We start from the raw sequence: 17,161 nt of genomic DNA, 5'->3' as shown, positions 1-17,161 counted from the left end.
GGGGGTTTTCCTCCCCCTACCGCCTCGCTGCTTGAGGGTAGCGCTAGGCGGGTTTGCCGCGTTCTCCGAACAACGCCGTGCCCACGCGCACATGTGTCGCGCCGAGCTTGATCGCGGTTTCGTAATCGCCGCTCATGCCCATGCTGCGGCCCTCCAGTCCGTGGTCGCGGGCCAGCTTGTCGAGAAGGGCAAAGAAGGGGGCAGGCTCGATCTCGAAGGGCGGCAGGCACATCAGGCCCGCAACCGGGATATCCGCATCGCGCGCCCGGTCGAGCAGCTTGGGCAGATCTGCCACCGCACAGCCACCCTTCTGTTCCTCCTCCCCCACGTCGACCTGAACGAAACACGGTATGCGCTTGTCCAGCTTGTCCATCGCCTTGCCCAGCGCCTTGACCAGGCTCGGGCGGTCGAGCGAGTGGATCGTGTCGAACAGTGCTACCGCATCCTCGGCCTTGTTCGACTGGAGCTGGCCGATCAGGTGCAAGTGCACATCGGGATAGGCTTCGCGCAGCGCGGGCCATTTCCCCTGCGCTTCCTGCACGCGATTCTCGCCGAAATGGCGCTGGCCTTGGCGCAGCAGCGGTTCGATCGTCTCCGCCGGATGCGTCTTGCTGACCGCGATCAGCGTGACATCATCGGGCTCGCGGCGGGCGATCGTGCAGGCCTTGGCGATGTTCGCCCGCACCTGCTGAAGCGGAGTGTCTGCCTTTTCCATCGCGCCGCGCTATAGCGCGTGTGTGGCTCGAAACCAGTCCCTCCCCCTGCTGTGGCTGCTCAGCGATGCGCGCAACGACGCGCTGCTGGAGACGGCCCTGCGCGCATTGCCGGAAGGATCGGGCTTCGTATTTCGCCACTATCACCTCGATCCCGAGGCACGGCGCGCGCGGTTCGAGGAACTGGCAACCACGGCGCACAGCCTCGGCCACACCGTCATCCTGTCGGGTGTCGAGGACTGGGGCGCGGACGGACACTACGGCCCGCCGGAGCGCCTTGGCCCGGGCCTGCGTCTCGCCACCGCACATGACGGCGACGAAATGCACGCAGCGCTCGAGGCCAACCCCGATGCGATTTTTCTCTCGCCGGTGTTCCCGACAGCATCGCATCCCGGTGCCGCGACGCTCGGCGTTGAACGCTTTCACGCGCTCGCACGGCAGTCGCGAGTGCCCGTAATCGCACTGGGCGGCATGACGCATGAACGGGCACGCGAACTCGACTGGCCCCGCTGGGGCGCGATCGACGGACTCGGTTCATCTCCGACCGAAGGGAGGCAAGGGCGACCGCCCGCCCGCAGCGACTGCAAGGAGCGAGGATAGCCAAGCGAGCGGATGCGAACGCCGGCGCTTGAGGCGAACCGAAACAGACGCCGCTTGACCTCGGAGTCCCCGAGGATTCATACTGCGCACTCTCGACGGTTCAGGGGAACACAGATGGCTTCGCGCGCAGGCGCAGCACCCGATTGGCGCGCGGCATTCCGCCGCTCCTTCCGCCGCGCCACGCATATGGCAGGCGCGGGGCTGCTGTTCGCGCTGCTCATCTTCCTGACGCTCTCGCTGGCGAGCTACACGCAGACCGATGCCAGCCCTTCTACCGCCGCCAGCGGCAACGACATTCGCAATTGGATGGGCGCCAGCGGCGCCTGGGCGAGCGAGCGAGCGCTCAATTTCCTCGGGCTGCCCGCGGTTCTGCTGCTGCCGCTTCTCTACATCTCCGCGCGCCGATTGTGGACCGGGGTCGAGCGCGAGGACGAGGAGGAAACGCCCGGCCGCTGGTGGGGGCCCTTCGCCATGCTGCTCGCCGCGATCGTGCTGCTCGGCACAGTGCTCGCACTCATGTTCGACCCGGCGACCGGAAGCCTGCCCGCAGGCCTGGGTGGGTTGTTCGGCCAGCTGGGCGGTCTTTCGATCGAGGCCGTCGCGGACCGGTTCGGCGGCGAATTCGCAGGCTGGATCGTGCTGGCGCTCGCTCTGATGGCGCTGGGCGGAGGGATTGGACTGATCACGCGCGTCTTCGCGATCGACTGGGCACAGTTCCTCACTCTTCCGGATTTCGTCAGGCGCAGGGCGCAATTGCCGGACCTCGACCTGCCGCTCGCCCCGAAAAAGCAGAAGCGCGCCAAACAACTGGTGGAGGATGAGGACGATACCGACGCGGTTCCAGTACGCGAGCCGCGCCGCGCGCCCGAGATCGCCGATCCCGCGCCGACTCCCGCGCAGCCCAAACCCGCCAAGGCCAAGCAGCGCGACATGTTCGCCAGCTTCCAGCTGCCGAGCCACGACCTGCTCGACGATGCACCGGAAAGCGCGGCGCCCAAGCTCGACAAGATGGCGCTCGAACGCAATGCGCGCCTGCTCGAAAACGTGCTCGACGATTTCAACGTCAAGGGCGAGATCACCGCCGTTCGCGCCGGCCCGGTGGTGACCATGTACGAGCTCGAACCCGCGCCCGGCATCAAGGCCAGCCGCGTGGTCGGCCTGGCCGAGGATATCGCGCGCAATATGTCCGCGATCTCCGCACGCGTCTCACCCATTCCCGGCCGGACCGTAATCGGGATCGAACTGCCCAATGCCGACCGCCAGATGGTGAGCTACAAGCAGCTCGCCAATTCGGCCGCCTTCGTCGACCACAAGGGCAGCCTGCCGATGATCCTTGGCAAGGATATCGCGGGCGAACCGATCGTCGCCGACCTCGCCGCCATGCCGCACCTGCTCGTCGCGGGCACTACCGGGAGCGGTAAATCGGTCGGGCTCAATGCCATCCTGCTGTCGCTGCTCTACCGCTTTACTCCCGACGAGTGCCGCCTGATCCTGATCGATCCCAAAGTGCTCGAACTCAAGAGCTACGACGATATTCCGCACCTGCTCAGCCCCGTGGTGACCGAACCGCACAAGTCGGTGCGCGCGCTCAAATGGGCGGTCGAGGAGATGGAGAAGCGCTATCGCATGATGAGTAGCGTGAACTCACGCAACATCGCGGGATTCAACGAGAAGGTGAAAAAGGCGATCGAAAAGGGCAAGCCGCTCGGCCGCCGCGTGCAGACCGGCTTCGATCCCGAAACCGGCGAGGAGCTCTACGAAGAAGAGCAGCTCGATTACGAACCGCTGCCGCTGATCGTGCTGATCGTCGACGAGCTGGCCGATTTGATGGTCACCGTGGGCAAGGAGATCGAGGTCCTTATCCAGCGCCTTTCGCAGAAATCGCGCGCGGCAGGTATCCACCTGATCATGGCGACGCAGCGCCCCTCGGTCGACGTCATCACCGGCGTGATCAAGGCCAATCTGCCCACGCGGATCAGCTTCAAGGTGACCAGCCGCATCGACAGCCGCACGATCCTGGGCGAACAGGGCGCCGAACAGCTGCTTGGCAAGGGCGACATGCTCTACAAGCCCAACACCGGCGCGATGATCCGCGTGCACGGCCCGTTCGTGTCGGACGAGGAAGTCGAGCGCGTCGCCGATCACTGGCGCGCGCAGGGCAAGCCCGACTATGTCGACGCGGTCACCGAGGAGCCCGAGGACGGTGGGTTCAATTTCGAGGACGAATTCACCGCCAGCGACAATCCCGACGAGCGCAAGTATCGCCAGGCGTGCCAGATCGTGATTGAGAACCAGAAGGCGAGCGGCAGCTGGCTGCAACGCCAGATGGGCGTCGGGTACAACACAGCGGCCAAATGGATCGAGCGGATGGAGGCCGAAGGTCTGGTCGGCCCCGCCAACCATGTCGGTCGCCGCGAAATCTTCCGCGACCAGGACGGCAATCCGATCTAGGCCGCCAGCGCCGACCGGCCGAGGTATCGCGCAGATTTGACGCGACTTCCTTTCGACTTGCGGCTAAATCGCGCAGCAATGCCTACCGCGACCGAGACTTCCGCCACTCCCGCCCCATCGGGTGCTTCGGGGGGGAGCGAGCAATCCAAGCGGCGCCCGATCAGCCGCTGGACTCTCCTGCGTGCGCTCGCGGAAATCCGCATGTGGTGGCGCGACGGGGTCATCGCCGACCTCGATCACGTCGCCACGATTGAGCGGGTGCGTGGCGAATCGCTGCTGACCAGTCGCTATATCTTCATGACCGCGATGAGCGCCGGGATCGCCATCCTCGGCCTGCTGCTCTCCTCACCCGCCGTGGTGATCGGCGCCATGCTGCTGTCGCCACTGATGAGTCCGATCATCGGAACGGGCTTTTCGCTGGCGACCGGCGATGCCGACTGGCTGCGGCGTTGCGGCAAGGCGCTGGCTGCCGGCTCGCTCTTCGCCATCCTTTTCTGCGCGCTGATCGTCTTCTTCTCTCCGCTCCAGACGGTGACCGAGGAAATCGCCGCACGCACGCGGCCCAATCTGTTCGACCTGCTGGTGGCGTTGTTCTCGGCACTGGCAGGCTCCTATGCGGTAATCCGCGGACGCGAGGGCACGATCGTCGGCGTGGCCATCGCCACCGCCTTGATGCCGCCGATTGCCGTGGTCGGCTTCGGTCTCGCCACATTCAACTGGACGGTCTTCGCCGGGGCGCTGGGCCTGTTCATCACCAACCTCGTTACCATCGGTCTGACCGCGGCGATCATGGCGCGGCTCTACGGGTTCGAGTCGGGCGTGACCAACCGTCAGGGCAAGGTCGAATCGGTCGTCATCCTTGCGGTGTTCATCGCCATGGCGGTGCCGCTGGGCTTTTCGCTGCGGACCATCGCATGGGAAGCCAACGGCCAGCGGATCATCAACCAGGAGGTCGCCGAGGCCTTCACCGATCGCGCGCGCGTCGAGCAGCCGGTCGTCAATTGGGACACCGAGCCGGTGACCATAACAGCCAGCGTCTTCACGCCCGAGTTCAACCCCAATGCGGACTCCGAGGTCGCACGGCGACTGGTGCAGCGGCTGGGCCGCGCGGTGGTAGTCAACATCGACCAGTTCCAGGTCGGCACCGATCCGGGCGCCGCCGAACAGGCCGCGCTGGCGCAGGCCCGCGCGCGCGAAGCGGCCGAGGCCAGCGAACGGCAGATCGCCGCGCTCGCACGAAGCCTGGCGCTGATTGCCGGAGTCGAACGAGGCGACGTCCTGCTCGACCGCGAAAACAAGCGTGCGCAGGCTGCGGCGCAGCCGCTCGAAGGGCTCACGCTGTCAGGCTATCGCGAGCTAGAGCGCCGGCTCGAACGCACCGTACCCGGCTGGACGGTCGAATTGCGTCCGCCGCTGGCCGAATTGCCCGATGTGACGTTGGGCGAGGAAGGGCTGGATGCCGAAAATGCGATCCGCCTCGCGCTGGTCGGCTGGGCCGCGCGGCGCACCGGGCTGCGGATCACGCTGACCGGCAGCGAAGACGCGCTGGAAGCCGTACGCCTAGGGCTCGGCGAAGATGCGAAATTCGTCGACCTGCGTGCCGAGGGACAAGGCGACACGGTGAGCGCCGCCTGGTCGACGGCAAGCGCGCCCTAGACCATCCTCGCAGGCTTGCCGCAGCTTGGTTACAGCTGTAACGGGCGCGCCCATATAAGGAGTCCTCCCCATGCTCATCGGCAGCCCCAAGGAAATCAAGAATCACGAATACCGCGTCGGCCTGACGCCCGAGAGCGCGAAAGAGCTCGTCATGCAGGGTCACGAGGTATGGATCGAAACGCAAGCGGGCTGCGGGATCGATGCCGCCGACGAGCAATATGTCGCTGCCGGGGCGAAGATCGTCGACGGACCCGATGCGATCTTCGCCGAATGCGAGATGGTGGTGAAGGTCAAGGAGCCGCAGGCGGTCGAGCGCAAGAAGCTGCGCGAGGGACAGATCCTCTACACTTACCTGCACCTCGCCCCCGATCCCGAGCAGACCAAGGACCTCGTCGACAGCGGCGTCACCGCCATCGCTTACGAGACCGTCACCGGTCCGCGCGGCCAGTTGCCGCTCTTGAAGCCGATGAGCCAGGTCGCCGGTCGCATGAGCGTGCAGGCCGGCGCGACCGCGCTCGAGAAGGCGCATGGCGGACGCGGTGTGCTGCTCGGCGGGGTGCCGGGCGTGATGCCGGGCAAGGTTGTGGTCATCGGCGGCGGCGTGGTCGGCTTCAACGCCGCGCAGATGGCGGTCGGCCTCGGCGCGGACGTCACCATCCTCGACCGCGATCCCGAAGTGCTGGAGAAGGTCGGCACGCATTTCGAAGCGCGCGCCAGCACGCGCTTTTCCAACGCCGCCAATCTCTACGATGCCGTGTGTAACGCCGATCTCGTCATCGGTGCGGTGCTGATCCCCGGCGCGGCGGCACCCAAGCTGGTGACCCGCGACATGCTCGGCGACATGCAGAAGGGAGCGGTACTGGTCGATGTCGCGATCGACCAGGGCGGCTGCTTCGAAACCAGCAAGCCGACCACGCATGCCGATCCGACCTATGTGGTCGACGACATCGTCCATTACTGCGTCGCCAACATGCCCGGCGCGGTGGCGCGCACAAGCACCTATGCGCTCAACAACGTCACCCTGCCGCATGCGCTCCGAATTGCCCGCATGGGTTGGAAGGCCGCGCTCGCCACCGACCCGCACCTCGCCGAAGGCCTCAACGTCCACAAGGGCGAAGTGACCTATGAAGCGGTCGCCAGCGAACTGGGCTACGATTACCGCCCGGTCGCGGACATCCTCGCCTAGACGAAGGGTTCGAGCACTTCGGGCCGGACGCGGACCAGCCGGCCCGACGCGCGATCGAGCATCGCCCAGGTGGTCGCCGCGCCGACGATGACCTTGCCCGCATCGTTGCGGAAATCGACGCGGCGCAGCGAGGTCGCGCCCCGCGCAGGCCCCTCGATCCAGGTTTCGCCGGTAACGCTTTCGCCTGCATCGATGTTGCCGCGATAGTCGATCTCGTGGCGGGTCACGACCCAGAAGAACGCCGCGCGATCCTCCGGTCGGGCCACCGCATCCCAATGCGCGGTGGCCATGTCCTGGATCCACTGCACCCACACCGCATTATTGACGTGGCCGAGCTCGTCAATGTGCTCGGCCCTGGCGGTAAAGCGCTTGGTGAATCGCGTTTTCATCCCGACCGCCTAGAACGCCACGCCCAGTGAAGCGAGATCGGCCCGCGCCTGCTCCGCATCGGTGAAACGGCGTGCGACCATCCCCACTGCCTCCGCGCCCGAGACATTGGCCGGCACGTCATCGAAGAACAGGCATTCGCCCGGATCCAGCGAACCCGCCTCGATCACGTGATCGTACATTTTCGGATCGGGCTTCAGCACGCCCAGTTCCGCCGAAACCGCCGCGGCTTCGAACATCGGCCAGAAATCGTGCCGCTCCTTCAGATGGGCTACGATTTCGTGCACGTTGTCGGTTATCGCGAAAAGGCGGTAGCCCGCCGCCTGCAGGTCCTTCATCAGGTCATGGGTGTCTTCGAGCAGCACCATGCTGTCCATCAGCACATCGTACAGCCGGTCGACCTCGACCGAGGTCAGGCCCAGCTCGGCGATGTAAAGCGCTTTCGCATCCGCCAGCGTGTGCTCGCCGCGATTGACCGCGAGCCAGATGGGATTGCCGGACAATGCGGGCCTAAAGGCCGGGTCGTCGACCCGTTCGCTGCCGAAGGCCTTTCGCTCGATCCCCCGAGGGTCCCACGGGACGACGACATTCCCAATATCGAAGACGACATTCCTGATGGTCAATCCGCGTCCCCAAAACCCAGCTGCCACAGGATGAAAGCGACTTCCTCGGCCGTTTCGCGGATCGACTGGAAACGGCCCGACTTGCCGCCGTGCCCGGCGCCCATATTGGTCTTCAGGAGCAGCTCGTTGTCGTCGGTCTTATATTCGCGCAGCTTGGCGACCCATTTGGCGGGTTCCCAATAGGTCACGCGCGGATCGTTGAGCCCGGCGGTCACCAGCATCGGCGGATAGTCCTGCGCCACCACCTGGTCGTAGGGGCTGTAGCTCAGGATATAGGCGAAGGCCTGCTTCGACAGCACCGGATTGCCCCATTCGGGCCATTCGCCGGGCGTCAGCGGCAGTTCCTCGTCGAGCATGGTGTTGAGGATGTCGACGAAGGGCACATGCGCCACCACCGCGCCCCACAGATCGGGATCGGTGTTGGCGACCGCGCCCATCAGGCTGCCGCCCGCCGAACCGCCCGAGATGCTGATCTTGCCCTTTTCGGTATAGCCCTTTGCAACGAGACCCTTCGCCGCGTCGACGAAATCGTTGAACGTGTTGGTCCGCTCGTTGAGCTTGCCCTGCAGGTACCATTTGCGCCCCAGATCGTCGCCGCCGCGAATATGCGCGATGGCATAGGCGAAGCCGCGATCGACCAGGCTGAGGCGCGTGCTGGAAAAGCCCGGTGGAACCGCATAGCCATAGGCGCCATAGGCATAGAGATGCAGCGGGCCGGTCTTCGGCCGGTCCTTGCGCATGACCAGGCTGACCGGGATCATGGTCCCGTCGCGCGCCGCGATCTCGACCCGCTCGGTGGTATAGAGGTCGGCATCGTAGCCGCTCGGTATCTCCTGTTGCTTGAGCAGTTCGAGCTCGCCGCTGGCGACGTCGTAGTCATAGACCGAATCCGGAGTGACCATGCTCTCGTAGGAAATGCGCAGCTTGTCCTGATCGTATTCGGGATTGTTATCGAGCCCTGCATTGAAGCTCGCCTCGGCAAAGGCGACAGGCTTGACGAGGTTGGGATCGGCGTAGGAGCGCAGCTGGATCTGGTCGAGCCCGCGCAGCCGCCCTTCGGTGACATAGAAGTCCTTGAACAGGTCGAAATCGGTCAGGTAAAACTCGTCCGATCCCGCGATCAGCGTGGTCCATTCGCCCGGCGCTTCGAGCGAGGCGGTTGCCAGCCGGAAATTGACATGATCGTCGTTTGTATGGACCCACAGCGTCCCGTCGCGCACGTCGACATCGTATTCGACGCCCTTGGTGCGCGGCTTGACCAGAATCGGCTCGGCAGTCGGATCGTCTGCGGGAACAAGGCGGACCTCGCTGGTCTCGTTGTCGCCGGTGGAGATGATCAGCCAGTCTTCCTGCGCGGAGAGGCCGCTACCGACCCGGAAGCCCTCGTCCAGCGTTTCGCGATAGAGCTCGACATCCTCGCTGACCGGCGTGCCCAGCACATGCATCGTCGCATCGTGGACGCGCCAATTGTCGTCGGCGGTGCCATAGACCAACGCGGTGTCGTCCTTCACCCACACCAGCCCCGACAGCGTGCCCGGGATTTCGTCGGGCAGCATCTCGCCGGTCTGCAAATCCTTGATCCGCGCGGTAAAGCGTTCGGACCCGTTGGTATCGGCCGAATAGGCGAGATAGCGCCCGTTCTGCGAGACCGAAAAGGCGCCCAGGCGGAAGTATTCGACGTCCTTGGCTAGCTCGTTCTCGTCGAGGATCAGTACCGGATCGCCGCCGGCCACCGGCTTGCGGTAATATTTGCGATACTCCGCACCCTCTTCGAATTCGGACCAGTAGAGCCAGTCGCCGCGGCGCTGCGGTACGGTGGAATCGTCCTCCTTGATCCGCGCCTTCATCTCTTCGAACAATTCGTCGACCAGCGGCTGGTGCGGTTCCATCCGCGCTTCGAACCAGGCGTTCTCCGCTTTCAGGTGATCGAGCACATCCTCGTCGTCGATTGTCGGATAGGACTGGTCCTTCAGCCAGTGATAGGGATCGGCGATTGTGATCCCGTGATGCGAATAGCTGTGGTCGCGCTTCTCGGCAGTCGGCGGCGAAGTCGGCTGTGTCACTTGGGTCCCTTCGGAAGTCTGGGCATGGGTTGGCGCGGCCAGCGCCAGGGCTGCGGCAGATAGGCACGCGGCGTATCGCATGAAAGGCATGATCGGTCCTCCCCAAGCGGCGCAAAACTGGAAAGCGGCGCCGCGGATGACTATGAATGGGGAGTGATTATGCGGCCATGCCATGGCCCGCAAGCGCCGAGTCGCGCAAAGCGCAACCGGCCTCGATGAAAGGATTCCTCCCATGCTGATGCAGACCTACGAAGCCCGCCTCGACGGATTGCGCCGCGAACTCGCCAAGCGAGGGCTCGACGGCTTCGTGATCCCGATCTCCGACGAGCATATGAGCGAGTATGTCGGCGCCTATGCGCAGCGCCTCCAATGGCTGACCGGCTTCGGCGGCAGCGCGGGCAGCGCCGCAGTGCTCAGGGACAAGGCGGCGATGTTCACCGACGGCCGCTATACCGTGCAGGTGCGCGAGCAGGTCGACGGCACGCTTTACGATTACGAGGACGTGCCCGCCACTTCACCTGCGAAGTGGATTGCAGAGCACGCGCCCGAGGGTGCGAAGATCGGCTACGATGCGTGGCTCCACGGCATCGGTTGGGCCGAGGAGGCGCACGAGCTGTTCGCCAAGAAGGGCATCGAGCTGGTCCCGGTCGCGGGCAATCCGATCGATGCGATCTGGGACGACCGCCCGCAAGCCTCGCTCGCCGCCGCAGTCCCGCATGGCGCGGAGCACGCCGGCCGCTCGAGCGCCGACAAGCGCGCCGAAGTCGCCGACTGGCTCAAGGCCGAAGGCTATGACGCGACCGTCATCAGCGCGCTCGATTCGGTCGCCTGGCTGCTCAACATTCGCGGGAAGGACGTCGACAATACGCCCGTCGCGCTGTCCTATGTCCTTGCGCATGCCGACGGCACGGCGGAGCTGTTCATCGCGCCCGACAAGGTCACTCCCGAACTGACCAAGCATCTCGGCAATGCGGTGACCGTACGACCCCGGGATGAATTCGTGCCCGCGCTCGAAGCGCTGCAAGGCAAGACCGTCGCGGTCGATCCTAACCATGCGGTCGCGGGTATCTTTCACGCCCTTAAGGCGGGCGGTGCGACTGTGGTTCGCGCAGACGACCCCACCGTCCTGCCCAAGGCGATCAAGAACCCTGCCGAACAGCAGGGCCACCGCGACGCGCAGGCCCGCGACGGGGCGGCGGTGTCGCGATTCCTGCGCTGGATCTCGATCCATGCGCCTTCGGGCGAAATCGACGAGCTGACCGCGGCGGCCAAGCTGCGCGAATTCCGCGAGGTGGGCGGCGTGCTGAAGGACGCGAGCTTCGACACGATCAGCGCCGCCGGTCCGCATGCCGCGCTGCCGCATTACAAGGTGGACGAGGACAGCAATATCCCGATCCCGCCCTCCTCGATCTACCTGTGCGATTCGGGCGGCCAGTATCTCGACGGCACCACCGACATCACGCGCACCGTCTGGGTCGGCCCGGGCGAACCCACGGCGGAAATGATCGAGCGCAACACGCGCGTGCTCAAGGGCCACATCCAGCTCGACATGCAGAAATTCCCCGACCGCACCAGCGGCGGCGCGCTCGATGCGCTCGCACGGATGCATCTGTGGAATGGCGGGGTCGATTACGGCCATGGCACCGGCCACGGCGTGGGCAGCTATCTCTCGGTCCACGAGGGTCCGCAGCGCATCTCCAAGCCCGGCGGCGCATTCCCCGGCACCGAAACGCCGCTGCGCGAAGGCATGATCCTGTCGAACGAGCCCGGCTATTACAAGGCGGGCGCCTATGGCATCCGGATCGAGAATCTCGTGCTGGTGGTGCCGGCCGGTATCGAGAGCGAGGGCGACTATCTCGGCTTCGAAACGCTGACCTTCGTGCCTCTCGACCGGCGTCTGGTCGACAAGGACCTGCTCACCCCGGCCGAAATCGACTGGTGGAACGAGTATCACGCCAAGGTCTGGAACACCCTCTCGCCGCAGCTCGCGGGTGAGGACTTCGAATGGCTGAAAGCGGAATGCGCACCCTTGTAGGAATGCCTTTGTTCCCGTATTGTTCTCACGAATCGCTAGCGGTCGCGAGTCGCTGAAACAAGGAGCATCACCATGATCGGATACGTCACCCTCGGGACCAACGACCTCGAGCGCGCCGCCAAGTTCTACGACCCCATCGCCGCCGAAATGGGCGTCGGGCGGATGATGGAGTTCGACAGCTTCATCGCCTGGGGCGATCCGGGCGGCGGTGCCGGGATCGCCGCGACCAAGCCGTTCGACGGCAAGGAGGCGAGCACCGGCAATGGCACCATGGTCGCACTGCAGGCTAAGGACCGCGACCAGGTCAAGCGGCTTTACGACATCGCGCTCGCCAATGGCGGCAGCTGCGAGGGCGAGCCCGGCCCGCGCGGCGAGCCCGACGAGAACGGCATGGTGTTCTACGCTGCCTATTTCCGCGATCCGGACGGCAACAAGCTGAACGCCTTCCTCATGGACAAGGTGGGCTGACATGACCGGGCCACGCCGTCTCGCCGACAGCTTCATCCATCTGGGGCTCGGCGCGACGGCGGTCCCCCAGCCGCCCTTCGACGGGATGGAATGGTACGAGGCTTATGGCCAGCGGCACGGTGCCGACGGGCGCGAGGGCCGGCTGGTCAGCCAGCACACCTTCACCGAAGGCTGGCCGAGCTGGGAAATGCACCCGCTGGGCGACGAGGTGGTGATCTGCATAGCTGGCGAAATGGTCCTGACGCAGGAGTTTCCCGGAGGTCGCCGTGAGTCGGTGACGCTGACAGCGGGCGAATATGCGATCAACCCGCCGGGCGTATGGCATATCGCCGACGTCGAGGACGAGGCGAGCGCGATTTTCATCACTGCGGGCGAGGGAACGCAGCACCGCCCCCGCTGACTTTCGCCCCGGTGAACGGACCCGCTAATGCGGTACAATGCGTTACAATTCAGGCCGGGTTCGGGATATTGCTGCGACATTGCAACCCTAGAACAGGGACACGAGCTGCGGCGGGCTTTACACGATCCCTCTCAGACCCCCCTGGTCCGTCGCAGCTCTCCAGACCTTTGGAGATATGCGATGACCAAGACTTTTCTCACGCTTTCCGCCGCCACGCTGGCGCTGACCGGCACGGCCGCGCTCGCCAATCAGGATCGCTGGACCAAGCCGGACGCCGATGGCGACGGCGTGGTGACGCTGAGCGAAGCGCGCGCGCATGGCGCGCAGGCTTTCGAACGGATGGACGCCAATGGCGACGGCGTGCTTGATGCCGAGGATCGCGCAGCCATGCAGCAGGAGATGTTCGCGAGGGCCGACAGCAATGGTGACGGCGAATTGTCGCAGGACGAAATGCGAGCCATGCGCGAATCGCGAATGGAACGCCGCGAACAGCGCCGGGCACAACGCGCCGAGCGCCGGGCCGCACGCATGGACGAGCGCTTTGCCCGGTTCGATACCGACAATTCGGGCGGTCTTTCGCAGGACGAACTGGCCGCGATGCGCGAGGCGCGCGGTGAACGCCGCGGCATGCGCGGTGGCCAGGGTCCGCGACGCATGCTGCGCATGGCCGATAGCGATGGCGATCGCACCGTGACCCGCAGCGAATTCGACACTGCGGTCGAAGCCCGCTTCGCCCGTGTCGACGCCGATGGCGACGGCGCGATCACCCAGGCCGAGCGGACCGCCGCGCGCCAGGCGATGCGCGCCGAATGGCGGGCCAAGCGCAGCGAGCGGCGCGGCCAGTAAGCGCTTGATCGCGCGCGCATCCCGGCGGTAGGCGCGGGCAAGGACAGAGCATGACCGATCCCGCGCCCACCACCATCCTGCTCGTCGATGACGAACGCAGCCTGCGCGAACCCCTGGCGGAATATCTCATCCGTCAGGGGTTTGCCGTGCGCGAGGCGGAAAGCGCGGCTGCCGCACGCAGTCTGCTTGGGGAGCAATCGCCGGATATCGTCCTGCTCGACATCATGATGCCGGGCGAGGACGGGCTTTCACTCTGCCGTCACCTCGTCGAATCCCGCAGACTTCCCACCATCCTCCTCACCGCCAGGGGCGAGGCGATGGACCGGATCGTCGGGCTCGAAATCGGCGCCGACGATTATGTCACAAAGCCGTTCGAACCGCGCGAGCTGGTCGCCCGCATCCGCTCGGTCTTGCGCCGCGCCGAACGCCCCGCACCCGCACCGTCCGAGGAACTGGTCTACGGCTTCGAAGGCTGGCACCTCGATCCGCTCAAGCGTCGCCTGACCGATCCCGAGGGCACGCTCGTCCCGCTCTCGACCGCCGAATTTCGCATGCTGCGCGCCTTTTGCGACCATCCGCGCCAGGTGCTCGACCGCGACCGCCTGCTCGACATGGTCCAGGGGCGCGAGGCGCAACTGTTCGACCGCGCGGTCGACAACCAGGTCAGCCGCTTGCGCCGCAAGATCGAGGCGGACAGCCGCAATCCGCATTTCATCCAGACCGTGCGCGGCGGGGGCTACCGTTTCGGTGCCGACGTCGCGCGGCTCCAGCGCCCCGGCGACGAAGCTTGATGCGCCTGTTGCCACACAGCCTTTTGGGCCAGGTCATGCTGGCGCTGGCCGCCGCGCTGCTGATCGCGCAGGCGATTTCGGCGACCATGCTCTACCGCGCGGCGACCGAGCGGCGCGAATTTGCGCTGACCAGCATGGCCAGCTTCCAGCTGCTGATGGGGCAGCGGCGCGATTTGCGTGAAGACCGGCCCCGGCGCGGAGGTCGCCCGCGCCTCGCCCGCCCGCAAATCGGCGAACAGCCCTTCCTGCGACTGCCGCGCCGCATTCGCTATTCGCAAGCCAGCGCCAGCCCGCTGCTGTCCGGCGAAGCGCGCGACCCGAAGCGCGAGGATGCCATTGCCGCGCAGCTGGAGCGCCAGGGCGTCGAGGTGGCGGAAATCGTCGCCGTCGATCGTGCGCTCGCGGCCGATCCACTGCTCCGCCAGCTCGGCGAGGTCGCCCCACGATGGGCGCAGCGGCTGCGCGAGGCGCCGCATGAACTGCTCGTCGTCGGGCTGCGGCGCGAGGGCAGCGAAAGCTGGCAGGTCGCGCGTCTCGCCGTGCCGCCCCCCGACCGCGCGATCGTGCGTACGCTGGTGCTGCAGACGCTGCTGTTGTTTCTCGTGCTGGTCGGCCTGCTCTATTTCGTCCTGCGCCGGATCACCCGCCCGCTCCATGCGCTGGCCGACCGGACCCGCCGCTTCGGTAGCGCAGGCGCGCCCGAAGAGCCGCTGGCGGCGAGCGGACCGGACGATGTCCGGCGGTTGATCGAGGCGCATAATGCGATGCAGGCGCGGATCGGCTCGATGCTCGATGAGAAGGACGTCATGCTCGGCGCGATCGGGCACGATCTCAAGACCCCACTCGCCGCGCTGCGGGTGCGCATCGAGAGTGTCGAGGATGCTGCCGCGCGCGACAAGATGGCCGCGACCATCGAGGACATCACCCGGACGCTCGACGAGATCCTCTCGCTCGCGCGAATCGGGCGCAGCGACACACCGCCCGAGATGACCGAACTCGGCGCGCTCGCTGCATCGGTGGTCGAGGAATTCGAGGATATGGGCAGGCCGGTGACCCTCGAAGTCGCCGGCCGGATCGCCGCGCCGGTGCACCTGACCTGGCTCAAGCGGGGCTTGCGCAATCTGGTTACCAATGCACTGCGCTATGGCGGCAATGCGCAGGTTTCGGTGCTGCGCGAGGATGGTATGGCGGTGCTCCGCGTAGAGGACGAGGGGCCCGGCATTCCCGAAGCGCGGATCGCCGAAATGCTCGAGCCTTTCACCCGCGGAGAAGCGAGCCGCAACCGCGAGACGGGCGGCGCAGGCCTCGGCCTCACGCTGGCGCGTGCGGTGGCCGAACAGCATGGCGGCACGCTGGTCCTCGCCAACCGACCCGAGGGGGGACTGCGGGCAGAACTGCGGCTGCCCGCCTAGCGCATCAGCCCGCCAATGATGTTGCGCACGAAAGCAGTCGCGCCGGTGCGCAGCGGGTCGGCGCGCGATTTCTTGCCCATGACCGTTGCCACCGCGATCGAGGTCAGCGAACCGGCCGCCGCCTTGGCAGCAGCCTTGCCCGCCTTTGTCCACATCGAGGTGTGCTTGCGAGAGCGCTTGCGCACCTCGGCTTCGCCCTTCTCCTCGACCTCTTTCGCGGTTTCCGCCGCATCGGCGGCCTTGGCGGCGAGCACTTCCTCCGCGCTCTCGCGGTCGACCGCCTCGTCATACTTGCCATCAAGCTCGCTAACCGAATTGACGATCTTGCGCTCCTTTTCGGTCACCGGTCCGAGACGCGAGTGCGGCGGCTTAATCAGCGTGCGCTGCACCACGGTCGGAGCACCGTCATCGTCGAGCGTCGAGACCAGCGCCTCGCCCACCTTCAGTTCGGTAATCGCCTGTTCGACGTCGAGATCTGGATTGATGCGGAACGTCTCCGCTGCCGCCTTGATCGCGCGCTTGTCGCGCGGGGTGAAGGCGCGCAGCGCGTGCTGTACGCGATTGCCCAGTTGCCCGGCGATCTTTTCCGGGATGTCGACTGGGTTCTGGGTCACGAAATAGACCCCGACGCCTTTCGAGCGGATCAGCCGCACCACCTGCTCGACCTTGTCCTCCAGCGCCTCGGGCGCGTCGTCGAACAGCAGATGCGCCTCGTCGAAGAAGAACACCAGCTTGGGCTTTCCCGGATCGCCGACCTCAGGCAGGCTCTCGAACAGTTCGGCAAGCAGCCACAGGAGGAAGGTGGCGTAGAGCTTGGGGCTGCGCATCAGCCTGTCGGCGGCGAGCACGTTGATAACCCCGCGCCCCTGCTCGTCCAGCTTGAGGAAATCGTCGATTTCCAGCGCGGGCTCGCCGAAGAACATATTCGCGCCCTGGCTTTCGAAGCTCAGAAGCTGGCGCTGGATCGCGCCGACGCTCTGCTTCGAGACATTGCCATAAGTGCCCGACAACGCCTTGGCATTGTCGTAGGCATGGGCGAGCATCGCCTGCAGATCGCCGAGGTCGAGCAGCAGCAGGCCGTTCTCGTCCGCATGGCGGAAGACGATATTGAGCACGCCTTCCTGCGTATCGTTGAGATCGAGCAGCCGCGCCAGCAGCAAGGGCCCCATTTCCGAGATCGTCGTGCGGATGGGGAAGCCCTTTTCGCCATAGAGATCCCAGAACACCGCAGCATTGTCGGCATAGGCATAGTCCTCCATGCCCAGTTCCTGCGCTCGGCCTTCCAGCTTGTCGGCATGCTTGAACTGCGGAGATCCGGCCATCGAAATTCCGGCGAGGTCGCCCTTCACATCGGCGACGAAGACCGGGACACCGCGCGCGGAAAAGCTCTCGGCCAGCCCTTGCAGGGTCACCGTCTTGCCGGTGCCCGTCGCACCTGCGATCAGGCCATGCCGATTGGCCTGGTCGAGCCGCAGGTGCTGGCGCTGGTCATTGGCGCCCAGCCCGAGGAATATTTCGCTCATAAAGGTG

15 protein-coding genes are annotated in these 17,161 nt (G+C 65.7%); 10 read left to right on the top strand and 5 right to left on the bottom strand.

Annotated features, from left to right (window positions below; genetic code table 11):
- Positions 1–43: 43 nt before the first annotated feature.
- On the bottom strand, positions 44–715 hold the full coding sequence (locus ASS64_RS08455; protein WP_067692661.1) for a YggS family pyridoxal phosphate-dependent enzyme: 672 nt from the start codon (positions 713–715) through the stop codon (positions 44–46).
- A gap of 22 nt (positions 716–737) precedes the next feature.
- Here ASS64_RS08455 and ASS64_RS08450 point away from each other — a divergent pair, with 22 nt between their 5' ends.
- From ASS64_RS08450 to ald, 4 genes are all read left to right on the top strand, one after another.
- The gene (locus ASS64_RS08450; RefSeq protein ID WP_234002359.1) at positions 738–1,313 is read left to right on the top strand and encodes a thiamine phosphate synthase; all 576 of its coding nucleotides are present in this window, start codon (positions 738–740) and stop codon (positions 1,311–1,313) included.
- 114 nt (positions 1,314–1,427) lie between these two features.
- On the top strand, positions 1,428–3,764 hold the full coding sequence (locus ASS64_RS08445) for a DNA translocase FtsK 4TM domain-containing protein (RefSeq protein WP_067692658.1): 2,337 nt from the start codon (positions 1,428–1,430) through the stop codon (positions 3,762–3,764).
- Positions 3,765–3,842: 78 nt separating this feature from the next.
- Positions 3,843–5,420: a DUF389 domain-containing protein gene (locus tag ASS64_RS08440; protein ID WP_067692655.1), complete on the top strand. Its 1,578-nt coding sequence runs from the start codon at positions 3,843–3,845 to the stop codon at positions 5,418–5,420.
- 70 nt (positions 5,421–5,490) lie between these two features.
- Positions 5,491–6,606: an alanine dehydrogenase gene (gene ald / locus ASS64_RS08435; RefSeq protein WP_067692652.1), complete on the top strand. Its 1,116-nt coding sequence runs from the start codon at positions 5,491–5,493 to the stop codon at positions 6,604–6,606.
- Here ald and ASS64_RS08430 read toward each other — a convergent pair.
- The 3 genes from ASS64_RS08430 to ASS64_RS08420 are packed head-to-tail and all read right to left on the bottom strand — an operon-like array spanning position 6,603 to position 9,760.
- Positions 6,603–6,995, bottom strand: a complete 393-nt coding sequence (locus tag ASS64_RS08430) for a thioesterase family protein (protein ID WP_067692649.1) — start codon at positions 6,993–6,995, stop codon at positions 6,603–6,605. The genes ald and ASS64_RS08430 overlap by 4 nt on opposite strands.
- Positions 6,996–7,004: 9 nt before the next feature.
- On the bottom strand, positions 7,005–7,616 hold the full coding sequence (locus tag ASS64_RS08425; RefSeq protein WP_067692646.1) for an HAD family phosphatase: 612 nt from the start codon (positions 7,614–7,616) through the stop codon (positions 7,005–7,007).
- Complete coding sequence (locus tag ASS64_RS08420) at positions 7,613–9,760, bottom strand: S9 family peptidase (protein WP_067693140.1); 2,148 nt, start codon at positions 9,758–9,760, stop codon at positions 7,613–7,615. Before ASS64_RS08420 ends, ASS64_RS08425 begins: the two co-directional genes overlap by 4 nt.
- Positions 9,761–9,911: 151 nt before the next feature.
- Here ASS64_RS08420 and ASS64_RS08415 point away from each other — a divergent pair, with 151 nt between their 5' ends.
- From ASS64_RS08415 to ASS64_RS08390, 6 genes are all read left to right on the top strand, one after another.
- Complete coding sequence (locus ASS64_RS08415; protein WP_067693137.1) at positions 9,912–11,714, top strand: aminopeptidase P family protein; 1,803 nt, start codon at positions 9,912–9,914, stop codon at positions 11,712–11,714.
- A 72-nt stretch (positions 11,715–11,786) separates the two neighbouring features.
- The gene (locus tag ASS64_RS08410) at positions 11,787–12,182 is read left to right on the top strand and encodes a VOC family protein (RefSeq protein WP_067692643.1); all 396 of its coding nucleotides are present in this window, start codon (positions 11,787–11,789) and stop codon (positions 12,180–12,182) included.
- Between the two features lies 1 nt (position 12,183).
- Positions 12,184–12,582, top strand: coding sequence for a cupin domain-containing protein (locus tag ASS64_RS08405; RefSeq protein ID WP_067692640.1), 399 nt, complete (start codon positions 12,184–12,186; stop codon positions 12,580–12,582).
- A 180-nt stretch (positions 12,583–12,762) separates the two neighbouring features.
- Positions 12,763–13,428: an EF-hand domain-containing protein gene (locus ASS64_RS08400; protein WP_067692637.1), complete on the top strand. Its 666-nt coding sequence runs from the start codon at positions 12,763–12,765 to the stop codon at positions 13,426–13,428.
- Between the two features lie 50 nt (positions 13,429–13,478).
- Positions 13,479–14,219, top strand: coding sequence for a response regulator (locus tag ASS64_RS08395; RefSeq protein WP_067692634.1), 741 nt, complete (start codon positions 13,479–13,481; stop codon positions 14,217–14,219).
- Complete coding sequence (locus tag ASS64_RS08390; RefSeq protein ID WP_067692631.1) at positions 14,219–15,631, top strand: ATP-binding protein; 1,413 nt, start codon at positions 14,219–14,221, stop codon at positions 15,629–15,631. The genes ASS64_RS08395 and ASS64_RS08390 overlap by 1 nt, the downstream gene beginning before the upstream one ends.
- On the opposite strand, the gene ASS64_RS08385 is transcribed toward ASS64_RS08390, so the two are convergent.
- Positions 15,628–17,154, bottom strand: a complete 1,527-nt coding sequence (locus ASS64_RS08385; protein ID WP_067692628.1) for a helicase HerA-like domain-containing protein — start codon at positions 17,152–17,154, stop codon at positions 15,628–15,630. The genes ASS64_RS08390 and ASS64_RS08385 overlap by 4 nt on opposite strands.
- Between the last annotated feature and the right edge of the window lie 7 nt (positions 17,155–17,161).

The sequence above is a fragment of the Erythrobacter sp. AP23 genome (assembly GCF_001542855.1).
Classification (GTDB): domain Bacteria; phylum Pseudomonadota; class Alphaproteobacteria; order Sphingomonadales; family Sphingomonadaceae; genus Qipengyuania.
This window is presented reverse-complemented; position numbering and strand designations above follow the sequence as displayed.